Below are 24433 nucleotides of genomic sequence, written 5' to 3'. Positions count from 1 at the left end.
CCGGCAATGACTCCAGAGTTGGTGATGGGGCCCAGAGTGCCTAACTTATCGTTGTAAATCGCAGCATATTGGCCGGTGATGGTGCCGCTGTTGGTCAGCGAGTCGATGCTGCCGGTATTGTAAATGCCCGCGTTGCCGGTGACGGTGCCACTGTTGGTCAGCGAGCCGATGCTGCCGCCGTTGTGAATGCCCTCGGTGCCGCTGCTGGTGATGGTGCCGCTGTTGTTTAGGGTACCGATGCTGGCGTCGTTGGAAATGCCCGCGGTGATGCCGCTGATGGTGCCGCGGTTGTTTAAGGTGCCGATGCTGGCGTTGTTTGCAATGCCTGCGGTGATGCCGCTGATGGTGCCGCTGTTGTTTAGGGTGCCGATGCTGCCGGCGCTGTTAACGATGCCAAAGCTGCTGCCGCTGATGGTGCCGCTTAGATTATTGTCCAGCTCGGTGATGCTGCCGGTGTTGTCAATGCCCCTGTGGCTGCTGATGCTGCCACTGTTGCTCAGGGTGCCGATACTGCCGCTGCCAATGTTGTAAATGCCAGTGCTTTGGTCGCCGCTGATGGTGCCGGTGTTAGCCAGCGTGCCGATGCTGCCGAGGTTGCTAATGCCAACACGTACGCCGCTGATGGTGCCGCTGTTAGCCAGCGTGCCGATGGAGGTGCTGCGATTGTTGTAAATGCCCCTGTCACCGCTGATGGTGCCGCTGTTGTTCAGGGTGCCGATGCTGCCGAAGTTGTTGAGGATGCCAAAGCTGCTGCCGCTGATGGTGCCACCCAGGTTGTTGTCCAGCTCGGTGATGCTGCCATTGTTGTAAATTCCCCTGTTGCCGCTGATGGTGCCGCTGTTGCTCAGGGTGCCGATACTGTCGCCGCTGGGGTTGAAGATGCCGACGGTGCCGCTGCTGACCGTAATGCCAGAAGGGACTATAACGTCGCGAACAGTTGCCTGGGCGATCCCGGATTGGCCTGCCGTTAGCGCCGAAGCGATGGCGACGGCCAAGAGGGCTCGGCGTCCCGGTGTGCGGTGTGCTGGTCGATTGTGCATGCTCATACTGTCTCCCCTGAAAATTTGGTTGCTGCGAGCTCTAGGGGTTAAGTGGCCAAACAGTTGTTCTAGAGCTGCTGATAGTTGGTTTTTTAGGGGCAGATCATATCGACGCTTTTTCGACGGCTTTGACCGTGCGTCTCAGTTTTCAAAGTTTATTTTCAGCAGCAGCCCTTATTTGTTCGTCGCAACGGCAATGGCCAGCTTGAACGTTGGCAGAGACACTTAAATGCCCAGTTCTATACCCAGGAACAAACCGTTTCCGGTTTCGCCGATTGTTCGGCCCAGCCACCATCACTTCAGCGTGCGATCAGAGCCTGTGCCACGTCAGTGGTTGGCATGGCGGGGCGGGTAGGGCATGTCATCGAGGTATTACCCTCACTGGCGCATAGACTGATAAAGCGGAATCGATATCCTGCCTTTAAAAATGCAGGCACAAAAAAGCCAACGCTATAAACGCTGGCTTTTTTGTGTAGCGTGATTCAACTATTTGCGAATTAACGCATTTAACGTGTGAACTACACCTGATCAGAAATCCAGGTTGGAAACCGCCAGGGCATTACTTTCGATGAAGTCACGACGAGGCTCGACCGCATCACCCATCAGGGTGTTGAAGATCTGGTCCGCGCCAATGGCGTCTTCGATGGTCACACGCAGCATACGACGCTGAGCAGGGTCCATGGTGGTTTCCCACAGCTGATCCGGGTTCATTTCGCCCAGACCTTTGTATCGCTGGATGGTGTGACGCTTGGTGCTTTCGGCCATCAACCAGTCGAGGGCTTCTTTGAATTCCTTGACCTGCTTCTTGCGCTCACCACGTTGGATGTAAGCACCGTCGTCCAGCAAGGTGCTCAGCTGCGCGCCCAAAGTGACCACAGTCTTGTAGTCATTGCTGCCGAAGAAGTCGCGGTTGAAAGTGACGTAATTCGACAGGCCGTGGGAGATCAGTTCGACCTCTGGCAGCCACACGTTACGTTCACGGTCTTCACGCAAGCTGGCTTTGTATACCAGGCCAGACTTCTCGACGGTGCGCAGGCGAACTTCGTACTGGGCCAGCCAATCCTGCATGTGTGCGTGATCGCCCAACTGCTCCAGGCTTACAGGCGGCAGGTAGATGAAGTGCTCGGTCAGCTCCTGAGGGTACAGGCGCGACAGACGCTTGAGAGTCTTCATCACCATGCGGAAATCGTTAACCAGACGCTCCAACGCCTCACCGGAGATGCCCGGGGCTTCGTCGTTCAAGTGCAGGCTGGCATCTTCCAGGGCCGACTGCGTCATGTACTCTTCCATGGCGTCGTCGTCTTTGATGTATTGCTCTTGCTTGCCCTTTTTCACTTTGTACAACGGTGGCTGAGCGATGTAGATGTAGCCGCGCTCGATCAACTCCGGCAACTGACGGAAGAAGAAGGTCAGCAACAGGGTACGGATGTGCGAACCGTCGACGTCAGCATCGGTCATGATGATGATGTTGTGGTAACGCAGCTTGTCGATGTTGTACTCGTCACGGCCAATACCGCAGCCCAATGCCGTGATCAAGGTGCCGACTTCCTGGGAGGAAATCATCTTGTCAAAACGCGCCTTCTCGACGTTGAGGATCTTACCCTTCAACGGCAGAATGGCCTGGGTGCGACGGTTGCGACCCTGCTTGGCGGAACCGCCAGCAGAGTCACCTTCCACCAGGTACAGCTCGGAAAGGGCAGGGTCCTTCTCTTGGCAGTCAGCCAATTTGCCTGGCAGGCCAGCAATATCCAGCGCGCCTTTACGACGGGTCATCTCACGGGCTTTACGCGCCGCTTCACGCGCACGTGCCGCGTCGATCATCTTGCCGACGACCAGCTTGGCTTCGTTCGGGTTCTCCAGCAGGAAGTCGGAGAAGTACTTACCCATCTCCTGTTCCACTGCCGTCTTCACTTCAGAAGACACCAGCTTGTCTTTGGTCTGGGAGCTGAACTTAGGATCCGGCACTTTTACCGAGATAATTGCAGTCAGGCCTTCGCGTGCATCATCACCGGTAGTAGCAACTTTGTGCTTCTTGGCCAAGCCTTCGGCTTCGATGTAGGTGTTCAGGTTTCGCGTCAATGCGGAACGGAAACCCACCAAGTGAGTACCGCCGTCGCGCTGTGGAATGTTGTTGGTGAAGCACAACAGGTTTTCGTTGAAGCTGTCGTTCCACTGCAGGGCGATTTCCACGCCAATGCCGTCTTCACGCTGAATGTTGAAGTGGAACACTTGGTTGACCGCAGTCTTGTTGGTGTTCAGGTATTCAACGAACGCACGCAGACCACCTTCGTACTTGAACAGCTCTTCCTTGCCGCTGCGCTCGTCCTTGAGGACGATACCCACACCGGAGTTGAGGAAGGACAGCTCACGAATACGCTTGGCCAGGATGTCCCAGCTGAAGTGGATATTTTTGAAGGTTTCATCGGACGGTTTGAAGTGGATCTGCGTGCCGGTGGTTTCACTTTCACCAACGATCTTCATCGGCTCTTGTGGAACACCGTGGACGTAGGTCTGTTCCCAGATCTTGCCGCTACGGCGAACAGTCAGAATCAGCTCTTCGGACAGTGCGTTCACTACCGACACACCTACACCGTGCAAACCGCCGGATACTTTATAGGAGTTGTCGTCGAACTTACCGCCGGCGTGGAGCACGGTCATGATGACCTCTGCCGCCGAGACACCTTCTTCTTTGTGCACATCGACCGGAATGCCGCGACCGTTGTCGCGCACGGTGATGGATTCATCCGGGTGGATGATGATGCTGATGTCGTCGCAGTGACCGGCCAAAGCTTCGTCGATGGAGTTGTCGACCACCTCGAACACCATGTGGTGCAGACCGCTACCATCATCGGTGTCGCCGATGTACATACCAGGACGTTTGCGTACGGCATCCAAACCTTTCAGCACTTTAATGCTGGTCGAGTCGTACGTGTTTTCTTCGCTCATGCCTTCACTCCCGATGGTCGTGGGTCTGGGTGATACGGCCTTGTTCCACGTGGAACAAAGCGACTGGCGTTTCCGTCTGCCAGCCTTCCCTCAATAATTCGTGGTCTACACAGGTGATAAACACCTGGCAGCGTAAGTCTTCCAACAAGCGGCATAACGCGCGGCGGTGTTGCTCGTCGAGCTCTGACGGCAAGTCATCCACCAGATAAATACATTGACCGCGTCGGGCCTGGCTAACCAGATGTCCCTGGGCGATCCGCAATGCACACACCACCAATTTCTGCTGACCACGGGACAAGATATCCGCGGCATTGTGTGCGCCTAATCTAAGACGCAAATCAGCCCGTTGGGGGCCGGCCTGGGTGTGGCCAATTTGCTGATCCCGCTGCAAGGACGTGGCGAGCACTGCACTCAGTTCACGCTCTTTATCCCAACCACGGTAGTAGCTCAACGTCAGCCCCTCGAGATCCAATAGCTCGCTCAAGGTCTGCTCAAAGACTGGTTTCAAGGCTTTGATGTAGGTGCGGCGGTATTCATCTATTTCGTCGCTGGCCAGGCACAGTTCCCGGTCCCAAGCTGCTTGCGAAGCGGCGTCAAGTGTACCATGCCGCAGCCACGAGTTCCGCTGCCGCAGGGCCTTCTGCAGGCGCTGCCACGTGGACATGAAACGTGGTTCCACGTGGAACACTCCCCAATCGAGGAATTGCCTGCGGATTTTTGGTGCACCTTCCAACAAACGAAAGCTGTCGGGGTTGATCAATTGCAGTGGCAGGATTTCCGCCAGTTGCGCCGCACTGCGAGCATTCTGCCCGTCGATGCGAATTTGAAACTCCCCGCCGCGGTCACGGGATATCCCCAGGCTGCTGTGTCCGCCTTCAGCTAATTCGACTTGGCCAAACACCGTGCACGCCAACTGTTCGTACTGAATCACAGGCAGCAAGCGAGCACTACGAAAGGAACGTGCAAGGCCTAGCAGGTGAATGGCTTCCAGCACGCTGGTTTTGCCACTGCCGTTAGCGCCATGGAGAATATTGATGCGGGGGGAGGGGGAGAAGGTCACCGGGTGCAGATTGCGCACCGCGGTGACCGAGACGCGACTAAGCGACATCTAGCTTCTGCTGAGCATGATTACAGGCGCATCGGCATAACAACGTAAGCCGAGTCGTCGTTATCGGATTCTTGCACCAGCGCACTGCTGTTGGAGTCAGACAGAATCAGGCGAACCTGTTCGGTGGTCATCACACCCAACACATCCAGCAAGTAGCTCACGTTGAAGCCAATTTCCAGCGAGCCACCGTTGTAGTCGACGCCCACTTCTTCTTCCGCTTCTTCCTGCTCCGGGTTATTAGCCTGGATCTTCAACTGACCATTGGCCAATTGCAGACGAATACCACGGTACTTTTCGTTCGACAGAATCGCAGTACGGCTGAACGCTTCACGCAAGGCCTGACGATCACCGATCACCAGCTTGTCGCCACCTTTAGGCAGCACACGTTCGTAGTCTGGGAACTTGCCGTCGACCAGCTTGGAGGTGAAGGTGAACTCACCAGTGGTTGCGCGAATGTGGTGTTGACCCAAAACGATGCTGACGTTGCCATCCGGCTCAGTCAGCAAACGAGCCAGCTCAAGGATACCTTTACGCGGCACGATGACCTGATGGCGGTCCGGCTGGCCGATATCCGCCTTCATCGAGCACATAGCCAGACGGTGACCATCGGTAGCCACAGCGCGAATGATGCCTTCCGACACTTCCAACAACATACCGTTGAGGTAGTAACGTACGTCTTGCTGGGCCATCGCGAAGCTGGTGCGCTCAATCAAACGACGCAGTCGGCTCTGCTCCAGGCTGCAGGTCAGCGAGCCTGGGCCCTCTTCAACGGTCGGGAAATCATTGGCCGGCAAAGTCGACAGGGTGAAACGGCTGCGACCGGCTTTGACCACCAACTTCTGCTCGTCGACTTTAATATCGATCAGCGCATCGTTTGGCAGGCTTTTGCAGATATCCATCAACTTGCGCGCCGGCACGGTGATCTCGCCAGGTTCGGCGGGTTCTTCGAGCTGCACACGACCAACCAATTCGACTTCCAGGTCGGTACCGGTCAGGGACAATTGCTGGCCTTCGACAACCAGCAATACGTTGGAGAGCACCGGCAAGGTCTGTCGGCGCTCGACGACGCCTGCGACCAGTTGCAGGGGTTTCAACAGGGCTTCGCGTTGAATGGTGAAATGCATGGTCTAGTCCCTTGCCTTAATAAGCTGCGCTGGTGTCATCAAGTTGTCAGTGTACGCAGCAGGTTCTTGTAGTCCTCGCGAATATCCGCGTCGGATTCCTTAAGTTCGTTGATCTTGCGACATGCATGCAAGACCGTGGTGTGGTCGCGACCGCCAAACACATCACCAATTTCCGGCAGGCTGTGGTTGGTCAACTCTTTGGAGAGCGCCATGGCCACTTGACGCGGACGTGCCACCGAACGCGAACGGCGCTTGGACAGCAAGTCGGAAATCTTGATTTTGTAGTACTCGGCCACAGTGCGCTGAATGTTATCCACACTCACTAGCTTGTCTTGCAGGGCCAGCAAATCTTTGAGCGATTCGCGAATCAGCTCGATGGTGATGTCGCGCCCCATGAAGTGCGAGTGCGCGATGACCCGCTTGAGTGCGCCTTCCAGTTCACGCACGTTGGAACGAATGCGCTGAGCAATAAAGAAAGCAGCATCGTGAGGCAGGTCGACTTTGGCCTGGTCGGCCTTTTTCATCAGGATCGCGACGCGGGTTTCCAGTTCCGGCGGCTCTACCGCAACGGTCAGGCCCCAGCCGAAACGCGATTTCAAGCGTTCTTCCAGACCTTCGATTTCCTTCGGGTAACGGTCACTGGTCAAGATGACCTGTTGACCGCCTTCGAGCAGGGCGTTGAAGGTGTGGAAAAACTCTTCCTGGGAACGCTCTTTACGGGCGAAGAATTGAATGTCATCGATCAGCAACGCATCAACGGAGCGGTAGAACCGCTTGAACTCGTTGATGGCATTGAGCTGCAAGGCCTTGACCATGTCAGCCACGAAGCGCTCCGAATGCAGGTACACAACCTTGGCATTCGGGTTCTTCTTTAATAGGTGGTTACCCACAGCATGCATCAAGTGCGTCTTACCCAAACCAACGCCGCCATAAAGGAAGAGCGGGTTGTAACCGTGTTTGGGGTTATCGGCGACTTGCCAGGCGGCTGCGCGAGCCAGCTGGTTGGATTTACCCTCAACAAAATTTTCAAAGGTAAACGTACGGTTCAGGTAACTGGTGTGCTTGAGCGCACCTTCAACCTGCACTGTGCGCTGTTCGGCACGGACCGGTGCTTGCTGGGAACTGGCACCCGCCATCGGGTCAAAGCTGTCGCGGGACGGCTCTTCATTTTCTGCTGCATTTTTCTGCGCAGACGATTTGGACGGAACCGGTGCAGGAGCAGGCGAACTGGTAGCCGGTGCGGCAGAGGCCTGGGCTTGCGACGCAGCAGCGGCCAATGGCGCATTTGGCGCAGCACGAGGTGCAGAGCTTCGTTTGCTACCTATTAATAAGGAAAGCACGGGAGACAGGCCGTTGCCATGTTCATCGAGCAATTCGAGGACGCGGCTCAGGTACTTCTCGTTGACCCAGTCGAGAACAAAACGATTGGGTGCGTAGACACGCAACTCGTCGCCTTCGGCTTCGACCTGTAGCGGACGGATCCAGGTGTTGAATTGCTGGGCAGGCAGCTCATCGCGCAAAAGCTCCACGCACTGCTGCCAAAGTTCCACTGACACGGATATCCCCTAAGTTGAAAGCCGGTGAGGCAAAAACAGCCGCCATTGTAGCGGCCAGTCGTCCACTTATCCACATGTAGGTTGCTCACAGGGCACCCAAAATCAATGCTTTAACCACAAAAAAGGCGACCAATGGTCTGTGCATAAGCTCTGTGGATAAACGTACCTAAGCTCGTTGTACAAGTGGGGTCAAAAGTCTGTGGGTAACTGGCCTGTGGATAACAACCCATTCCACACACAGCTTATCCGACAGTGCAGCACAGGGAGAGCACCGTTTTCCCCCGTAGTTGTCATTCTCTGTACAGCAGGTGGAATATGGCCTTAAGGCACTTATCCACAGATGATTGGCTCCCTAGCTTTTATAAGCTTTACAGAAAAGCTTTAAATAACTTCCTTCTTTATTTTTATATCTATGGCATTGCTCACGAAAGCCCAGAGGACAGAGAAAGGCCTCATTACCTATAAAGACCTAATTGAAGGAAAAGCTGGTTGGAAATTGACCTAGAGGCTTGCTTTCTCTAGAATCGCCGGTCTCTTAAAACGGGGGCCATTCCGGCCCGTTGTGGACGAACCAGGTAACAACGCCATGAAACGTACTTTCCAACCAAGCACCATCAAACGCGCCCGCACTCACGGCTTCCGTGCTCGCATGGCTACCAAGAACGGCCGTGCCGTCCTGTCGCGTCGCCGCGCCAAAGGTCGTGCGCGTCTGGCAGTTTGATAATCCGGTACTGGTGGTGAGTCAGGACTTCAGTCGGGAAAAGCGTTTGCTAACCCCCCGGCATTTCAAGGCAGTCTTTGACTCCCCCACCGGCAAGGTTCCGGGGAAAAATCTCCTGCTCCTTGCGCGTAACAACGATCTGGATCACCCCCGTCTCGGGTTGGTGATCGGCAAGAAGAGCGTAAAGCTCTCCGTTGAGCGCAATCGCCTCAAGCGTCTGATGCGCGAATCGTTTCGCCTCCACCAGGACACTCTGGTTGGTTGGGATATTGTTATCGTCGCGCGCAAAGGCTTGGGGGATGTAGAAAACCCCGAATTGATTCAGCATTTCGGCAAGCTCTGGAAACGTTTGGCGCGTACCAACAAGCCAGCACCAGCAGTCAACACCGAAACTGTAGGGGTAGACAGCACCGATGCGTAAACTGGTCCTCGTTCCGATCCAGTTTTATCGCTATGCCATTAGTCCCTTGATGGCCAATCACTGTCGTTTCTACCCCAGTTGTTCCTGCTACGCGTTAGAGGCCATAGAAAATCATGGTCTTCTGCGCGGTGGCTGGCTGGCCTTTCGTCGTTTAGGTCGCTGTCATCCGTGGAATCCCGGTGGTTATGACCCGGTTCCGCCTATCCCTACCTCCCGTTCTTCTTCGATGGCCGAGTAATCATGGATATTAAACGCACGATCCTGATCGTCGCCCTGGCAATCGTGTCCTACGTCATGGTTCTTAAATGGAACCAGGACTATGGCCAGGCTGCCCTGCCGACTCAGAATGTTGCTACCAACCAGGCTGCGCCGGCTATTCCGGACACCCCGCTGGGTAACAATGCTTCCGCCAGTGCCGATGTACCCAGCGCGAATGCCGATACCAGCACCCCTGTAGAAACGCCAGTGGTCACTAACAAAGACCTCATCCACGTGAAAACGGATGTGCTCGACCTGGCGATCGACCCACAAGGTGGTGATATCGCCCAGCTGAAGCTGCCGCTGTATCCACGTCGCCAAGACCATCCGGATGTTCCGTTCCAACTGTTCGATAACGGTGGCGAACGTGTTTATCTGGCGCAAAGCGGCCTGACCGGCACTGACGGTCCGGATGCTCGTGCTACCGGTCGTCCGGTTTATTCGACCGAACAGAAGACTTATCAACTGGCTGATGGCCAGAACCAGTTGAACGTTGACCTGAAATTCAGTCACGACGGCGTCAACTACATCAAGCGTTTCAGCTTCACCCGCGGTTTGTACGATCTGAAAGTCACTTATCTGATCGACAACGAAAGCAGCAAGCCGTGGACGGGTAACCTGTTTGCCCAGCTCAAGCGTGACAACAGCGCTGATCCTTCTTCCAGCACTGCCACCGGCACCGCTACTTACCTGGGCGCCGCCCTGTGGACAAGTAGCGAGCCGTACAAAAAAGTGTCGATGAAAGATATCGACAAGGGCGCGCTGAAAGAAACTGTACAAGGCGGTTGGGTTGCCTGGTTGCAACACTACTTTGTGACCGCATGGATCCCGAACAAGGGTGAAGCCAACCTGGTTCAAACCCGTAAGGACAGCCAAGGTAACTACATCATTGGTTTTACTGGCCCGGCATTGACTGTCGCTCCAGGTGCCAAGGCTGAAACCAGCGCTACTCTGTACGCCGGCCCGAAAAGCCAGGCTGTGCTGAAAGAGTTGTCCCCAGGTCTGGAACTGACTGTGGACTACGGCATTCTGTGGTTCATTGCCCAGCCGATTTTCTGGCTGCTGCAACATATCCACAGCATTGTCGGTAACTGGGGTTTCTCGATCATCTTCCTGACCATGCTGATCAAGGGGATCTTCTTCCCTCTGTCGGCAGCCAGCTACAAGTCGATGGCGCGCATGCGTGCCGTGGCCCCAAAACTGGCCGCGTTGAAAGAACAACATGGTGACGATCGGCAGAAAATGTCGCAGGCCATGATGGAGCTGTACAAGAAAGAGAAGATCAACCCGTTGGGTGGATGCTTGCCGATTCTGGTGCAGATGCCGGTGTTCCTGTCGCTGTACTGGGTACTCCTGGAAAGCGTGGAAATGCGTCAGGCTCCATTCATGCTGTGGATTACTGACCTGTCGATCAAAGACCCGTTCTTTATCCTGCCGATCATCATGGGCGCTACCATGTTCATTCAGCAGCGTCTGAACCCAACCCCGCCGGATCCGATGCAGGCCAAGGTAATGAAAATGATGCCAATCATCTTCACCTTCTTCTTCCTGTGGTTCCCAGCTGGTCTGGTGCTGTACTGGGTGGTCAACAACGTGTTGTCGATCTCTCAACAGTGGTACATCACACGTAAAATCGAAGCGGCTACCAAAAAAGCTGCGGCGTAATTTACTCTGTGGATAACCACTCAAGACGCCCCCTAGTGGGGCGTTTTGCTTTCCGTCACTTTTGTTCTGGAACCTGTTGATGAGCGCTCCTCGTGAAACCATCGCTGCTGTCGCTACCGCTCAAGGTCGCGGCGGTGTCGGTATTGTGCGTATTTCGGGGCCGCTTGCCGGCGTTGCAGCCAAGGCTATCAGCGGCCGTGAGTTGAAACCGCGTTACGCCCATTACGGCCCATTTCTGGACGCGGATGAAACTGTGTTGGATGAAGGTCTGGCCCTCTATTTCCCAGGACCTAATTCTTTCACCGGCGAAGACGTTCTGGAATTGCAGGGTCACGGCGGCCCCGTCGTATTGGATATGTTGCTGCAGCGATGCCTGCAATTGGGCTGCCGCCTTGCCAGGCCGGGAGAGTTCAGCGAACGGGCATTTCTGAACGACAAGCTCGATCTGGCCCAGGCCGAAGCTATTGCCGACTTGATCGAGGCAAGTTCTTCACAGGCCGCGCGCAATGCATTGCGCTCGCTGCAGGGCGCGTTTTCCCTTCGCGTGCATAACTTGACTGAGCAACTGATCAGCCTGCGCATCTACGTAGAAGCGGCGATTGATTTTCCAGAGGAAGAAATCGACTTCCTTGCTGATGGCCATGTCTTGGCGATGCTGGATAAGGTCCGCGACGAGTTATCCACAGTACTGCGTGAAGCCGGGCAGGGCGCCTTGTTACGGGATGGCATGACGGTAGTGATTGCCGGTCGGCCTAATGCCGGCAAATCCAGTCTGCTGAATGCCCTCGCGGGGCGTGAAGCAGCCATCGTTACTGAGATTGCCGGTACAACTCGGGACATTTTGCGCGAACATATCCACATCGACGGTATGCCATTGCACGTGGTCGACACTGCGGGTTTGCGCGATACCGATGATCAGGTTGAAAAGATCGGTGTAGAGCGAGCACTCAAGGCCATCAGTGAAGCAGACCGTGTATTGCTGGTGGTGGATGCCACGGCGCCCGAAGCGGTTGATCCATTTGCACTGTGGCCGGAATTCCTCGAACAACGGCCGGACCCGGCCAAAGTCACCTTAATCCGTAACAAAGCCGACCTCACAGGCGAAACCATTGCGATGGAAACCAGTGAGGATGGCCATGTCACCATCAGCCTGAGCGCGAAGTCCGCTGGCGATGGTCTGGAGTTGCTACGCGACCATCTCAAAGCCTGCATGGGTTACGAGCAGACCTCGGAAAGCAGCTTCAGTGCACGCCGCAGGCATCTGGAGGCGCTGCGCCATGCCAGCGCGGCGTTGGAGCACGGTCGGGCACAGCTGACCTTGGCGGGGGCTGGTGAGCTGCTAGCTGAGGATTTGCGTCAGGCGCAGCAGCTTTTGGGGGAAATTACCGGGGCATTCAGTTCTGATGACTTGCTGGGCCGGATCTTTTCCAGCTTCTGTATCGGTAAATAGACCTTCGTTGTTCACAGACGGGCCGTTCGTGCCCGTCTGTTTCTCTCGCTTCAGCGTACCACCTTCCTTTTTTGACTAATCACCAAGCTCTTGGGGGCTTCCGCGTGGGCACTATTTGCCTTGGCGCACGAGTTTCTGTGGATTAAGCCCTGTGAATAACCGGCCCTGTGCCCAGTTGATAACAGGGCTTGAAACCTGAGTAAAAACCTATCTGTGGATAACCACCTGTTTAATCCACAGGCTTAAAGCACTTATCCAAGGGCCTTATTGGTACATGACCACAGACTTTTGAATCGCTGTACATAGCGTAAATAAAGGGCTGTATAGATCTATCCACAGAAAGTAGGCTCAGTAGAAATAAACATAAAAACAAAGATTTAATAAATTTCTCTCTTTTAATTTCTATTGTCTGTGATTCATCCACAGCTGGTTAAATTTTGTGCAAAGGGTTCTTTAGAACGGGCTAAGTCCCTATACTTGCCGCCAAAGCTCTAAAACCCTTTCAACAAACAATTCCTGATTACCTACATAAGCAGGCACGAGGTGCGTGGTGGATTTCCCTTCCCGTTTTGAAGTGATCGTCATCGGCGGCGGTCATGCCGGTACCGAGGCAGCACTGGCGTCAGCACGTATGGGCGTAAAAACCCTGCTGCTGACGCATAACGTGGAAACCCTCGGTGCCATGAGTTGCAACCCCGCTATTGGTGGGATCGGCAAAAGCCATTTGGTCAAAGAAATCGACGCCCTCGGCGGCGTGATGGCCATGGCTACCGATAAGGGTGGTATTCAATTTCGCGTGCTTAACAGCCGTAAAGGCCCAGCCGTGCGCGCTACCCGGGCACAAGCCGACCGCATCCTGTACAAGGCGGCGGTACGCGAAACCCTGGAAAACCAACCGAACCTGTGGATATTTCAACAAGCTGCGGATGACCTGATCGTCGAACAAGACCAGGTACGCGGTGTTGTCACTCAAATGGGCCTGCGTTTTCTCGCGCAATCCGTGGTGTTGACCACCGGTACGTTCCTCGGCGGACTTATCCACATTGGTATGCAGAACTATTCCGGTGGTCGCGCCGGGGATCCTCCGTCGATTGCCCTGGCAAAACGCCTGCGTGAATTGCCGTTGCGTGTCGGTCGCCTGAAAACCGGGACCCCGCCGCGTATCGATGGGCGTTCTGTGGATTTCTCGGTGATGACCGAACAAGCCGGCGATACACCGATCCCGGTGATGTCGTTCATGGGCTCCAAAGAACAACACCCGAAACAGGTCAGTTGCTGGATTACCCACACCAACGCTCGCACCCACGAAATCATTGCCGCGAACCTCGACCGTTCGCCGATGTACTCCGGGGTGATCGAGGGTATTGGCCCGCGTTATTGCCCATCGATCGAAGACAAGATCCATCGCTTTGCCGACAAGGAAAGCCATCAGGTCTTTATCGAGCCCGAAGGCTTGACCACCCACGAGCTGTACCCGAACGGGATTTCCACTTCCCTGCCGTTCGACGTGCAAATCCAGATCGTGCAATCGATTCGCGGTATGGAAAACGCCCACATCGTGCGCCCGGGCTACGCCATCGAGTACGACTACTTCGACCCGCGTGATCTGAAGTACAGCCTGGAAACCAAAGTGATCGGCGGTTTGTTCTTTGCTGGGCAAATCAATGGCACTACCGGATACGAAGAAGCTGGCGCCCAAGGTTTGTTGGCTGGGACCAACGCAGCGCTGCGCGCGCAAGGCAAAGACAGCTGGTGCCCGCGTCGCGATGAAGCGTACATCGGCGTGTTGGTTGACGACCTGATTACCCTGGGTACCCAGGAACCGTACCGGATGTTCACTTCCCGGGCGGAATACCGTTTGATCCTGCGCGAAGACAACGCCGACCTGCGCCTGACCGAAAAAGGTCGCGAGCTGGGCCTGGTCGATGACGCGCGCTGGGAAGCCTTCTGCAAAAAACGCGAAAGCATCGCGTTGGAAGAACAGCGCCTGAAAAGCACCTGGGTTCGTCCGGGTACCGAACAAGGCGATGCGATTGCCGAAAAATTCGGCACGCCGTTGACCCACGAATACAACTTGCTGAACCTGCTGTCCCGTCCGGAAATCGACTACGCTGGTCTGGTCGAAGTGACGGGCAACGGTGCAGAAGATCCACAGGTTGCCGAGCAAGTCGAAATCAAGACCAAATATGCCGGTTACATTGATCGCCAGCAGGATGAGATTGCTCGTCTGCGCGCCAGTGAAGACACCAAGCTGCCTGCGGATATCGATTACACCGGGATTTCCGGGCTGTCGAAAGAAATTCAAAGCAAGCTGGGGATAACTCGACCAGAAACCCTGGGCCAGGCTTCACGTATCCCCGGCGTCACCCCGGCAGCGATCTCGCTGTTGATGATTCATTTGAAAAAACGCGGCGCGGGCCGTCAGTTGGAGCAAAGCGCTTGAGTTCGTTGGTCACCTCGCAACACGCCGAAGAGTTATCCACAGGTGCGCGTCAGTTGGGCGTCGACCTGACCGCAACCCAGCACGAATTGCTGTTGGGCTACCTGGCCCTGTTGATCAAATGGAACAAGGCTTACAACCTGACCGCGGTGCGTGATCCGGACGAAATGGTTTCCCGTCACTTGCTCGACAGTTTGAGCGTGATGCCGTTTATCGAAAACGGCCGCTGGCTCGATGTGGGCAGTGGCGGTGGCATGCCCGGCATTCCCCTGGCTATCCTGTTTCCCGGGTCGCAAGTGACTTGCCTTGACAGTAACGGCAAGAAAACCCGCTTCCTGACCCAGGTCAAACTCGAACTCAAGCTGGATAATCTTCAAGTTATCCACAGCCGGGTCGAAGAGTTCACGCCTGAACTGCCTTTCAACGGGATTGTTTCCCGGGCATTCAGCAGCATGGAGAATTTCAGTAACTGGACCCGCCACTTAGGCGACCGCGACACCCGCTGGCTGGCAATGAAGGGCGTTCATCCAAGCGACGAGCTGTTAGCATTGCCGGCAGACTTCCACCTCGATAGCGAACACGCCTTGGCCGTACCTGGTTGCCAAGGCCAACGCCATCTGCTGATACTGCGCCGCACGGCATGATTGGGAACACAAGCAAGAATGGCTAAGGTATTCGCGATAGCGAACCAGAAAGGTGGCGTGGGCAAAACCACCACCTGCATCAACCTCGCAGCATCCCTGGTCGCCACCAAGCGCCGGGTGCTGTTGATCGATCTCGATCCACAGGGCAACGCCACCATGGGTAGCGGTGTGGATAAACACGGCCTGGAAAACTCGGTCTACGACTTGCTGATTGGCGAGTGCGACCTGGCCCAGGCCATGCACTACTCCGAACACGGCGGTTATCAACTGCTGCCGGCCAACCGCGATTTGACCGCGGCGGAAGTGGTGCTGCTGGAAATGCAGATGAAAGAAAGCCGTCTGCGCAGCGCCTTGGCACCGATCCGCGAGAACTACGACTACATTTTGATCGACTGCCCACCGTCGCTGTCGATGCTGACACTGAACGCGTTAGTGGCTGCCGACGGGGTGATTATCCCCATGCAGTGCGAGTACTTCGCGCTGGAAGGCTTGAGTGATCTTGTGGATAACATCAAGCGTATCGCCGAGTTGCTCAACCCGAACCTGCAAATCGAAGGCTTGCTGCGCACGATGTACGATCCGCGCCTGAGCCTGATGAACGATGTGTCGGCGCAGCTCAAGGAACACTTTGGCGAACAGCTTTACGACACCGTGATTCCACGCAACATCCGCTTGGCCGAAGCGCCAAGCTATGGCATGCCCGCGCTGGCGTACGACAAATCATCGCGTGGTGCCATTGCCTACCTGGCATTGGCAGGCGAGATGGTTCGCCGTCAACGCCGCAACTCACGCACCGCTGCAGCCCAGCCAACTTAAGGAATCCCCATGGCCGTCAAGAAACGAGGTCTCGGACGTGGACTGGATGCACTGCTGAGTGGTCCGACTGTCACATCGCTTGAAGAACAAGCGGTGCAGGCCGACGAGCGCGAGTTACAGCACCTGCCACTGGACTTGATCCAGCGCGGCAAATACCAGCCACGCCGGGACATGGATCCCCAGGCACTGGAAGAACTGGCTAATTCGATCAAGGTTCAGGGCGTGATGCAGCCGATCGTGGTACGCCCGATCGGTGGTGGGCGCTTTGAAATCATCGCCGGTGAACGCCGCTGGCGCGCCAGCCAGCAGGCAGGCAAAGAAACCATCCCGGCGATGGTGCGCGATGTGCCGGATGAAACCGCCATTGCCATGGCGTTGATCGAAAACATCCAGCGTGAAGACCTCAATCCGATCGAAGAAGCGATCGCCTTGCAGCGTTTGCAGCAGGAATTCCAGCTGACCCAGCAACAAGTGGCCGAGGCGGTGGGTAAATCCCGCGTGACTGTGTCCAACTTGCTGCGTCTGATTGCGTTGCCGGAAGTCATCAAGACCATGCTGTCCCACGGCGACCTGGAAATGGGTCATGCCCGTGCTTTGCTCGGTTTGCCGGAAAATCAACAGGTTGAAGGGGCGCGACACGTTGTCGCACGAGGTCTCACCGTTCGTCAGACCGAGGCCCTGGTTCGCCAGTGGCTCAGCGGCAAACCTGCACCGGTCGAAACCGCCAAACCTGATCCGGATATCGCGCGCCTCGAGCAGCGCCTGGCTGAGCGCCTAGGCTCTGCGGTGCAGATTCGTCACGGCAAGAAAGGCAAAGGGCAATTGGTCATCGGATATAACTCGCTAGATGAGCTTCAGGGCGTCCTTGCCCACATCCGCTGAAACATTTGCTTATGTAGCGCGCGATCGGAAAACACTACCCGACAGTTGAATAGGGGCTGAACCGCCCCTATACTCTGCGCGCATTTTGTCGGCACAAATTATGCCAAGTTATTGATTTCCGGCAGCCGACCATTGAGGAGCAAGAGTGATGGAAACCCGCACGCCAAACACGTTGCCGTTCCATCGCTTGGCCGTTTTTCCGGTTTTATTGGCTCAATTTGTCATTTTGCTGATCGCCGCATTGGCGCTTTGGTACTGGCATGGAGTCGTTGCCGGATATTCAGGACTCTGCGGAGGCCTGATAGCCTTGCTGCCCAATATGTATTTTGCTCACAGGGCCTTTCGGTTTTCCGGCGCCCGAGCAGCCCAGGCTATCGTCCGGTCTTTTTATGCCGGCGAGGCAGGGAAACTGATTTTGACGGCAGTGCTGTTTGCACTGACCTTTGCAGGTGTGAAGCCATTGGCGCCGCTGGCTGTATTCGGCGTCTTCGTGTTGACCCAACTGGTCAGCTGGTTCGCTCCCCTGCTAATGAAAACAAGACTTTCGAGACCTTAGGGCGTTTGAGGCAACCATGGCAGAAACAACCGCTTCGGGCTATATCCAGCACCACTTGCAGAACCTGACCTTCGGTCAGCTACCCAATGGCGGCTGGGGCTTTGCCCACTCCGCAGCAGAAGCCAAAGAAATGGGTTTCTGGGCTTTCCACCTGGATACTCTGGGCTGGTCGGTCGCATTGGGTCTGATTTTCGTCCTGATTTTCCGCATGGCGGCAAAGAAGGCGACTTCCGGTCAGCCAGGTGCTTTGCAGAACTTCGTTGAAGTATTGGTCGAATTCGTCGATGGCAGCGTGAAAGACAGCTTCCATGGCCGTAGCCCGGTGATTGCACCGCTGGCACTGACCATCTTCGTCTGGGTGTTCCTGATGAACGCCGTCGACCTGGTACCGGTCGACTGGATTCCTCAACTGGCCATCCTGATTTCCGGCGATCACCACATTCCATTCCGTGCGGTTTCCACCACGGACCCTAACGCCACCTTGGGCATGGCCCTGTCGGTGTTTGCGTTGATCATTTTCTACAGCATCAAGGTCAAGGGCATCGGTGGCTTCATCGGCGAACTGACCCTGCACCCGTTCGGCAGCAAGAACATCTTCGTTCAAGCCCTGCTGATCCCGGTGAACTTCCTGCTGGAATTCGTAACGCTGATCGCCAAGCCGATTTCCCTGGCTCTGCGACTGTTCGGCAACATGTATGCCGGCGAGCTGGTGTTCATTCTGATCGCTGTGATGTTCGGCAGTGGTCTGCTCTGGCTTAGCGGCCTGGGCGTAGTTCTGCAGTGGGCGTGGGCTGTGTTCCACATCCTGATCATCACCCTGCAGGCCTTCATCTTCATGATGCTGACCATCGTCTACCTGTCGATGGCGCACGAAGAGAACCATTAAGACCAGTCTCGACTAGTCTGATGTCCTTCCCGGTCACTCGGGAAGGTGGGCCCTACCGGGCTATGAAACGATTTGTTTTACCGCTTTAAAATCTAAAAAACCTAAACCATACGACGTAAAAGTCGGGAGGAAAGATGGAAACTGTAGTTGGTCTAACCGCTATCGCTGTTGCACTGTTGATCGGCCTGGGCGCCCTGGGTACTGCCATTGGTTTCGGCCTGCTGGGCGGCAAGTTCCTGGAAGGCGCAGCGCGTCAGCCAGAAATGGTCCCAATGCTGCAAGTTAAAATGTTCATCGTCGCCGGCCTGCTCGACGCCGTGACCATGATCGGCGTTGGTATCGCTCTGTTCTTCACCTTCGCGAACCCTTTCGTTGGTCAACTCGCTGGCTAATCACTCGAATTTTTCGAGTTGATTGGGGTGATGGACAACGAATGAGCGAGGTGTTGGCGTGAACATTAATGCAACCCTGATTGGCCAATCCGTTGCGTTCTTCATTTTTGTAGTGTTTTGCATGAAGTTCGTGTGGCCTCCGGTCATCGCGGCTTTGCACGAACGTCAGAAGAAGATCGCAGACGGCTTGGACGCTGCCACTCGTGCAGCTCGCGACCTGGAGTTGGCCCAAGAGAAAGCGGGTCATCAACTGCGCGAAGCTAAGGCACAGGCAGCTGAAATCATTGAGCAAGCCAAGAAACGCGGTAACCAGATCGTCGAAGAGGCTGTTGATAAAGCCCGCGTCGAAGCTGACCGTGTGAAGGCTTCGGCTCATGCCGAGATCGAACAGGAACTGAACGGCGTCAAAGACGCGCTGCGTGCCCAACTGGGTGCTCTGGCGGTCGGCGGTGCTGAGAAGATCCTGGGTGCCACAATCGATCAAAACGCGCACGCGGAGCTGGTTAACAAACTGGCTGCTGAAATTTAAGCGAGGGCGATCATGGCAGAACTGACCACGTTGGCTCGACCTTACGCTAAGGCAGCCTTCGAGCACGCCCAGGCCCACCAGCAACTGGCCTCTTGGTCAGCCATGCTCGGCCTGGCTGCAGCAGTGTCGCAAGACGACACCATGCAGCGCGTGCTCAAGGCCCCGCGCCTGACGAGCGCAGACAAGGCCGCCACTTTTATTGAAGTGTGCGGCGACAAGTTTGATGTGAAGGCACAGAACTTCATCCACGTCGTTGCCGAAAACGACCGTCTCCCGCTTTTGCCGGAGATCGCCGCTCTGTTCGACCTGTACAAGGCCGAAGAAGAGAAATCGGTAGACGTTGAAGTGACCAGTGCTTTTGCATTGAACCAAGAACAGCAAGACAAACTCGCCAAGGTTCTCAGTGCACGACTCAATCGGGAAGTGCGCCTGCAAGCTTCGGAGGACGCATCCCTGATTGGTGGTGTCGTTATCCGTGCCGGCGACCTGGTTATCGATGGCTCGATTCGCGGAAAAATCGCGAAACTTGCCGAAGCATTGAAATCTTGAGTTTGAAGGGGCAGCAGAGCAATGCAGCAACTCAATCCTTCCGAAATAAGTGAAATTATCAAGGGCCGCATCGACAAGCTCGATGTGACCTCCCAAGCCCGTAACGAAGGCACTGTCGTCAGCGTATCTGACGGCATCGTGCGGATTCACGGTCTGGCCGACGTAATGTACGGCGAGATGATCGAGTTTCCGGGCGGCGTCTACGGTATGGCCCTCAACCTGGAGCAAGACTCCGTAGGTGCCGTTGTATTGGGCTCCTACCAGTCTTTGGCCGAAGGCATGAGCGCCAAGTGCACAGGCCGCATCCTGGAAGTTCCGGTTGGTAAGGAACTGCTGGGGCGCGTAGTCGACGCACTGGGTAACCCTGTTGACGGTAAAGGTCCACTGGGCAACACCGAGACCGACGCGGTCGAGAAAGTTGCTCCAGGCGTGATCTGGCGTAAGTCGGTAGACCAGCCTGTACAGACTGGCTACAAGGCTGTCGACGCCATGATCCCTGTCGGCCGTGGCCAGCGTGAGCTGATCATCGGTGACCGTCAGATCGGTAAAACCGCTCTGGCGATCGACGCGATCATCAACCAGAAAGACAGCGGCATTTTCTGCGTCTACGTAGCCATCGGTCAGAAGCAATCGACCATCGCCAACGTGGTTCGCAAGCTGGAAGAAAACGGCGCCCTGGCCAACACGATCATCGTGGCTGCCAGTGCTTCGGAATCTCCTGCGCTGCAATTCCTGGCACCGTACTCCGGTTGCACCATGGGCGAATACTTCCGCGACCGCGGTGAAGACGCGCTGATCGTTTATGACGATCTGTCCAAGCAAGCAGTGGCTTACCGCCAGATTTCCCTGCTGCTGCGCCGTCCACCAGGCCGTGAAGCTTACCCAGGCGACGTGTTCTATCTCCACTCCCGTCTGCTGGAGCGCGCATCCCGCGTTTCGGAAGAGTACGTAGAGAAGTTCACCAACGGCGCAGTGACCGGCAAAACCGGTTCCCTGACCGCACTGCCGATCATCGAAACCCAGGCTGGCGACGTTTCCGCGTTCGTTCCGACCAACGTGATTTCCATCACCGACGGTCAGATCTTCCTGGAATCGGCCATGTTCAACTCGGGCATCCGCCCTGCAGTGAACGCCGGTGTTTCGGTATCCCGTGTGGGTGGTGCCGCTCAGACCAAGATCATCAAGAAGCTCTCCGGTGGTATCCGTACCGCTCTGGCTCAGTACCGTGAACTGGCGGCATTCGCCCAGTTCGCTTCTGACCTGGACGAAGCGACCCGTAAGCAACTTGAGCATGGTCAGCGCGTTACCGAGCTGATGAAGCAGAAGCAATACGCCCCAATGTCGATTGCTGACATGGCGTTGTCGCTGTATGCCGCTGAGCGTGGGTTCCTGACTGACGTCGAAATCACCAAGGTCGGCAGCTTTGAACAAGCGCTGATTGCTTACTTCAACCGCGATCATGCCGACTTGTTGGCCAAGATCAACGTGAAGGGTGACTTCAATGACGAAATCGACGCTGGCATGAAAGCCGGTATCGAGAAGTTCAAGGCCACCCAAACCTGGTAAGCCGCAGCGGGAGCCGCAAGGCTCCCGCTTGCTAACCTGATAGGTGTTACATGGCAGGCGCAAAAGAGATTCGCAGTAAGATTGCGAGCATCAAAAGCACGCAAAAGATTACCAGCGCCATGGAAAAAGTGGCGGTCAGCAAAATGCGCAAGGCACAAATGCGCATGGCTGCTAGCCGTCCTTATGCGGAGCGTATCCGCCAGGTAATTGGGCATTTGGCCAACGCCAACCCGGAATACCGCCACCCATTCATGATCGACCGCGAAGTTAAGCGTGTAGGTTATGTGGTAGTGAGCAGTGACCGTGGTTTGTGCGGTGGTTTGAATACCAACCTGTTCAAGGCCCTGGTCAAGGACATGACGGTAAACCGCGAAAAGGGCGTCGAGATCGATCTGTGTGTTGTTGGTAGCAAGGGTGCGGCCTTTTTCCGTAACTTCGGCGGTAACGTCGTTGCAGCTATCAGCCACCTGGGTGAAGAGCCGTCGATCAATGATTTGATCGGCAGTGTGAAGGTGATGCTGGATGCGTACCTGGAAGGCCGGATTGACCGCCTGTCCGTGGTATCCAACAAGTTCATCAACACCATGACCCAGCAGCCAACCGTGGAGCAATTGATTCCACTGGTGGCGACTCCGGATCAGGAACTCAAGCACCACTGGGACTACCTCTACGAACCAGACGCCAAAGAGCTGCTTGACGGCTTGATGGTGCGCTACGTGGAGTCGCAGGTGTACCAGGCGGTGGTCGAGAACAACGCAGCTGAACAAGCGGCGCGGATGATCGCGATGAAAAACGCTACCGATAACGCCGGTGATCTGATCAGCGATTTGCAGCTGATCTACAACAAGGCGCGTCAGGCTGCGATCACCCAAGAGATCTCGGAAATCGTCGGCGGCGCTGCCGCGGTTTAACGGTTCAAATATTCAGAGGATCCAGCTATGAGTAGCGGACGTATCGTTCAAATCATCGGCGCCGTTATCGACGTGGAATTTCCACGCGACAGCGTACCGAGCATCTACAACGCGCTGAAAGTACAAGGCGCGGAAACTACTCTGGAAGTTCAGCAACAGCTGGGCGACGGCGTAGTTCGTACCATTGCGATGGGCTCCACCGAAGGCTTGAAGCGCGGTCTGGACGTTATCGACTCTGGCGCTGCCATCTCCGTACCGGTCGGTAAAGCGACCCTGGGCCGGATCATGGACGTACTGGGCAACCCGATTGACGAAGCTGGCCCTATCGACACTGAAGAGCGCTGGGGCATTCACCGTCCAGCACCTTCGTTCGCCGAACAAGCTGGCGGCAACGATCTGCTGGAAACCGGCATCAAGGTTATCGACCTGGTTTGCCCGTTTGCCAAGGGCGGTAAAGTCGGTCTGTTCGGTGGTGCCGGTGTAGGCAAAACCGTAAACATGATGGAACTGATCCGTAACATCGCCATCGAGCACAGCGGTTATTCCGTGTTCGCCGGTGTGGGTGAGCGTACTCGTGAGGGTAACGACTTCTACCACGAGATGAAGGACTCCAACGTTCTGGACAAAGTGGCACTGGTCTACGGTCAGATGAACGAGCCGCCGGGTAACCGTCTGCGCGTAGCACTGACTGGCCTGACCATGGCCGAGAAGTTCCGTGACGAAGGTAACGACGTTCTGCTGTTCGTCGACAACATCTATCGTTACACCTTGGCCGGTACTGAAGTATCCGCACTGCTGGGCCGTATGCCTTCGGCAGTAGGTTACCAGCCGACCCTGGCTGAAGAGATGGGCGTTCTGCAAGAACGTATCACTTCGACCAAAGAAGGTTCGATCACCTCGATCCAAGCGGTATACGTACCTGCGGATGACTTGACTGACCCGTCGCCTGCGACCACCTTCGCCCACTTGGACGCCACCGTCGTTCTGTCCCGTGACATCGCTTCCCTGGGTATCTACCCAGCGGTCGATCCACTGGACTCGACTTCGCGCCAGCTGGACCCGAACGTGATCGGCCAGGAGCACTACGACACCGCTCGCGGCGTTCAGTACGTGCTGCAGCGTTACAAAGAACTGAAGGACATCATTGCGATCCTGGGTATGGACGAGCTGTCGGAAGCCGACAAGCAGTTGGTAAACCGTGCTCGTAAGATCCAGCGCTTCTTGTCGCAGCCGTTCTTCGTGGCTGAAGTCTTCACCGGTGCTTCGGGTAAATACGTTTCCCTGAAAGACACCATTGCTGGCTTCAAAGGCATCCTCAACGGTGACTACGACCACCTGCCAGAACAAGCGTTCTACATGGTCGGCGGCATCGAAGAAGCGATCGAGAAAGCCAAGAAACTGTAATCCAGGCGCCCGGCAACGGGCGCTCATCAGGTTGAGGCAATCAGATGGCTATGACAGTCCATTGCGATATCGTCAGTGCGGAAGGGGAAATCTTCTCCGGTCTGGTCGAGTTGGTAGTAGCGCACGGCGACCTGGGTGATCTTGGTATCGCCATGGGTCACGCCCCGCTGATCACCAGCTTGAAGCCAGGTCCGATCACTCTGACCAAGCAAGGCGGGGAGAAGGAGGTGTTTTACATCTCCGGTGGTTTCCTCGAGGTTCAGCCGAACATGGTCAAGGTACTTGCCGACACTGTGCAACGTGCTGGCGACCTGGATGAAGCCTCCGCTCAGGAAGCCGTCAAGGCTGCCGAGAAGGCCCTGAACGAAAAGGGTGCGGACTTCGACTACAGCGCTGCTGCTGTACGTCTGGCCGAGGCTGCAGCCCAGCTGCGCACGCTCCAGCAGATCCGCAAGAAGTAAGCGGCCCAGCCGTCATACTTCATGCGTGATTGATTAAAAAGGGTAGCCTCGGCTACCCTTTTTCTTTTTCAGCAAAACACTTCTTTGGTCTGAAGCCGGACCGCCTAG

General features: G+C 55.8%; 23 protein-coding genes. 18 read left to right on the top strand and 5 right to left on the bottom strand.

The window, feature by feature from the left end; all coding sequences use genetic code 11:
- The 5 genes from BFL40_RS18630 to dnaA form a co-directional block, all read right to left on the bottom strand.
- The coding region (locus BFL40_RS18630; RefSeq protein WP_218158183.1) for a beta strand repeat-containing protein at positions 1 to 1040 on the bottom strand (1040 nt) is incomplete at its 3' end.
- A gap of 528 nt (positions 1041 to 1568) precedes the next feature.
- The gene (gene gyrB / locus BFL40_RS18625; RefSeq protein WP_071485343.1) at positions 1569 to 3986 is read right to left on the bottom strand and encodes a DNA topoisomerase (ATP-hydrolyzing) subunit B; all 2418 of its coding nucleotides are present in this window, start codon (positions 3984 to 3986) and stop codon (positions 1569 to 1571) included.
- Between the two features lie 4 nt (positions 3987 to 3990).
- Entirely contained in the window at positions 3991 to 5094 is a 1104-nt protein-coding gene (gene recF / locus BFL40_RS18620) for a DNA replication/repair protein RecF (protein WP_071485342.1), read from the bottom strand.
- A gap of 20 nt (positions 5095 to 5114) precedes the next feature.
- Positions 5115 to 6218 (bottom strand): DNA polymerase III subunit beta, encoded by a 1104-nt coding sequence (dnaN, locus tag BFL40_RS18615; protein ID WP_057439291.1) that lies wholly within the window; start codon positions 6216 to 6218, stop codon positions 5115 to 5117.
- 38 nt (positions 6219 to 6256) lie between these two features.
- Positions 6257 to 7774, bottom strand: coding sequence for a chromosomal replication initiator protein DnaA (gene dnaA / locus BFL40_RS18610; protein WP_071485341.1), 1518 nt, complete (start codon positions 7772 to 7774; stop codon positions 6257 to 6259).
- A 586-nt stretch (positions 7775 to 8360) separates the two neighbouring features.
- Between dnaA and rpmH the strand changes: the two genes are divergently transcribed.
- From rpmH to BFL40_RS18530, 18 genes are all read left to right on the top strand, one after another.
- On the top strand, positions 8361 to 8495 hold the full coding sequence (gene rpmH / locus BFL40_RS33155) for a 50S ribosomal protein L34 (protein WP_003213577.1): 135 nt from the start codon (positions 8361 to 8363) through the stop codon (positions 8493 to 8495).
- 16 nt (positions 8496 to 8511) lie between these two features.
- Entirely contained in the window at positions 8512 to 8916 is a 405-nt protein-coding gene (gene rnpA / locus BFL40_RS18605; RefSeq protein ID WP_071485364.1) for a ribonuclease P protein component, read from the top strand.
- Positions 8909 to 9154: a membrane protein insertion efficiency factor YidD gene (yidD, locus tag BFL40_RS33150; protein ID WP_074851651.1), complete on the top strand. Its 246-nt coding sequence runs from the start codon at positions 8909 to 8911 to the stop codon at positions 9152 to 9154. Before rnpA ends, yidD begins: the two co-directional genes overlap by 8 nt.
- A 2-nt stretch (positions 9155 to 9156) precedes the next feature.
- Positions 9157 to 10839 (top strand): membrane protein insertase YidC, encoded by a 1683-nt coding sequence (gene yidC, locus BFL40_RS18600; protein ID WP_071485340.1) that lies wholly within the window; start codon positions 9157 to 9159, stop codon positions 10837 to 10839.
- Positions 10840 to 10918: 79 nt separating this feature from the next.
- Positions 10919 to 12289, top strand: a complete 1371-nt coding sequence (gene mnmE, locus BFL40_RS18595) for a tRNA uridine-5-carboxymethylaminomethyl(34) synthesis GTPase MnmE (protein WP_071485339.1) — start codon at positions 10919 to 10921, stop codon at positions 12287 to 12289.
- Positions 12290 to 12839: 550 nt separating this feature from the next.
- Positions 12840 to 14732, top strand: a complete 1893-nt coding sequence (gene mnmG / locus BFL40_RS18590; protein ID WP_071485363.1) for a tRNA uridine-5-carboxymethylaminomethyl(34) synthesis enzyme MnmG — start codon at positions 12840 to 12842, stop codon at positions 14730 to 14732.
- Positions 14729 to 15373: a 16S rRNA (guanine(527)-N(7))-methyltransferase RsmG gene (gene rsmG / locus BFL40_RS18585; protein WP_071485338.1), complete on the top strand. Its 645-nt coding sequence runs from the start codon at positions 14729 to 14731 to the stop codon at positions 15371 to 15373. Before mnmG ends, rsmG begins: the two co-directional genes overlap by 4 nt.
- 18 nt (positions 15374 to 15391) lie before the next feature.
- Positions 15392 to 16189 (top strand): ParA family protein, encoded by a 798-nt coding sequence (locus tag BFL40_RS18580; RefSeq protein ID WP_071485337.1) that lies wholly within the window; start codon positions 15392 to 15394, stop codon positions 16187 to 16189.
- Between the two features lie 9 nt (positions 16190 to 16198).
- Positions 16199 to 17071: a ParB/RepB/Spo0J family partition protein gene (locus tag BFL40_RS18575; protein ID WP_071485336.1), complete on the top strand. Its 873-nt coding sequence runs from the start codon at positions 16199 to 16201 to the stop codon at positions 17069 to 17071.
- Positions 17072 to 17219: 148 nt separating this feature from the next.
- Entirely contained in the window at positions 17220 to 17627 is a 408-nt protein-coding gene (locus tag BFL40_RS18570) for a F0F1 ATP synthase subunit I (protein ID WP_071485335.1), read from the top strand.
- Between the two features lie 16 nt (positions 17628 to 17643).
- Positions 17644 to 18513, top strand: coding sequence for a F0F1 ATP synthase subunit A (atpB, locus tag BFL40_RS18565; protein WP_071485334.1), 870 nt, complete (start codon positions 17644 to 17646; stop codon positions 18511 to 18513).
- 134 nt (positions 18514 to 18647) lie between these two features.
- Complete coding sequence (atpE, locus tag BFL40_RS18560; protein ID WP_002555987.1) at positions 18648 to 18905, top strand: F0F1 ATP synthase subunit C; 258 nt, start codon at positions 18648 to 18650, stop codon at positions 18903 to 18905.
- 58 nt (positions 18906 to 18963) lie between these two features.
- Positions 18964 to 19434: a F0F1 ATP synthase subunit B gene (locus tag BFL40_RS18555; RefSeq protein WP_016970692.1), complete on the top strand. Its 471-nt coding sequence runs from the start codon at positions 18964 to 18966 to the stop codon at positions 19432 to 19434.
- Between the two features lie 12 nt (positions 19435 to 19446).
- Positions 19447 to 19983, top strand: coding sequence for a F0F1 ATP synthase subunit delta (locus tag BFL40_RS18550; protein ID WP_071485333.1), 537 nt, complete (start codon positions 19447 to 19449; stop codon positions 19981 to 19983).
- Between the two features lie 21 nt (positions 19984 to 20004).
- Entirely contained in the window at positions 20005 to 21549 is a 1545-nt protein-coding gene (atpA, locus tag BFL40_RS18545) for a F0F1 ATP synthase subunit alpha (protein WP_071485332.1), read from the top strand.
- Positions 21550 to 21599: 50 nt separating this feature from the next.
- Positions 21600 to 22460 (top strand): F0F1 ATP synthase subunit gamma, encoded by an 861-nt coding sequence (gene atpG, locus BFL40_RS18540; protein ID WP_071485331.1) that lies wholly within the window; start codon positions 21600 to 21602, stop codon positions 22458 to 22460.
- Between the two features lie 27 nt (positions 22461 to 22487).
- On the top strand, positions 22488 to 23864 hold the full coding sequence (gene atpD / locus BFL40_RS18535; protein ID WP_003177062.1) for a F0F1 ATP synthase subunit beta: 1377 nt from the start codon (positions 22488 to 22490) through the stop codon (positions 23862 to 23864).
- Positions 23865 to 23908: 44 nt separating this feature from the next.
- Positions 23909 to 24325 (top strand): F0F1 ATP synthase subunit epsilon, encoded by a 417-nt coding sequence (locus tag BFL40_RS18530; protein WP_071485330.1) that lies wholly within the window; start codon positions 23909 to 23911, stop codon positions 24323 to 24325.
- The last annotated feature ends 108 nt before the right edge of the window (positions 24326 to 24433 follow it).

The sequence above is a fragment of the Pseudomonas costantinii genome (assembly GCF_001870435.1).
Lineage (GTDB): Bacteria > Pseudomonadota > Gammaproteobacteria > Pseudomonadales > Pseudomonadaceae > Aquipseudomonas > Aquipseudomonas costantinii.
The sequence above is the reverse complement of the archived record's forward strand: the minus strand, read 5'-3'. Positions and strand labels throughout refer to the sequence as shown.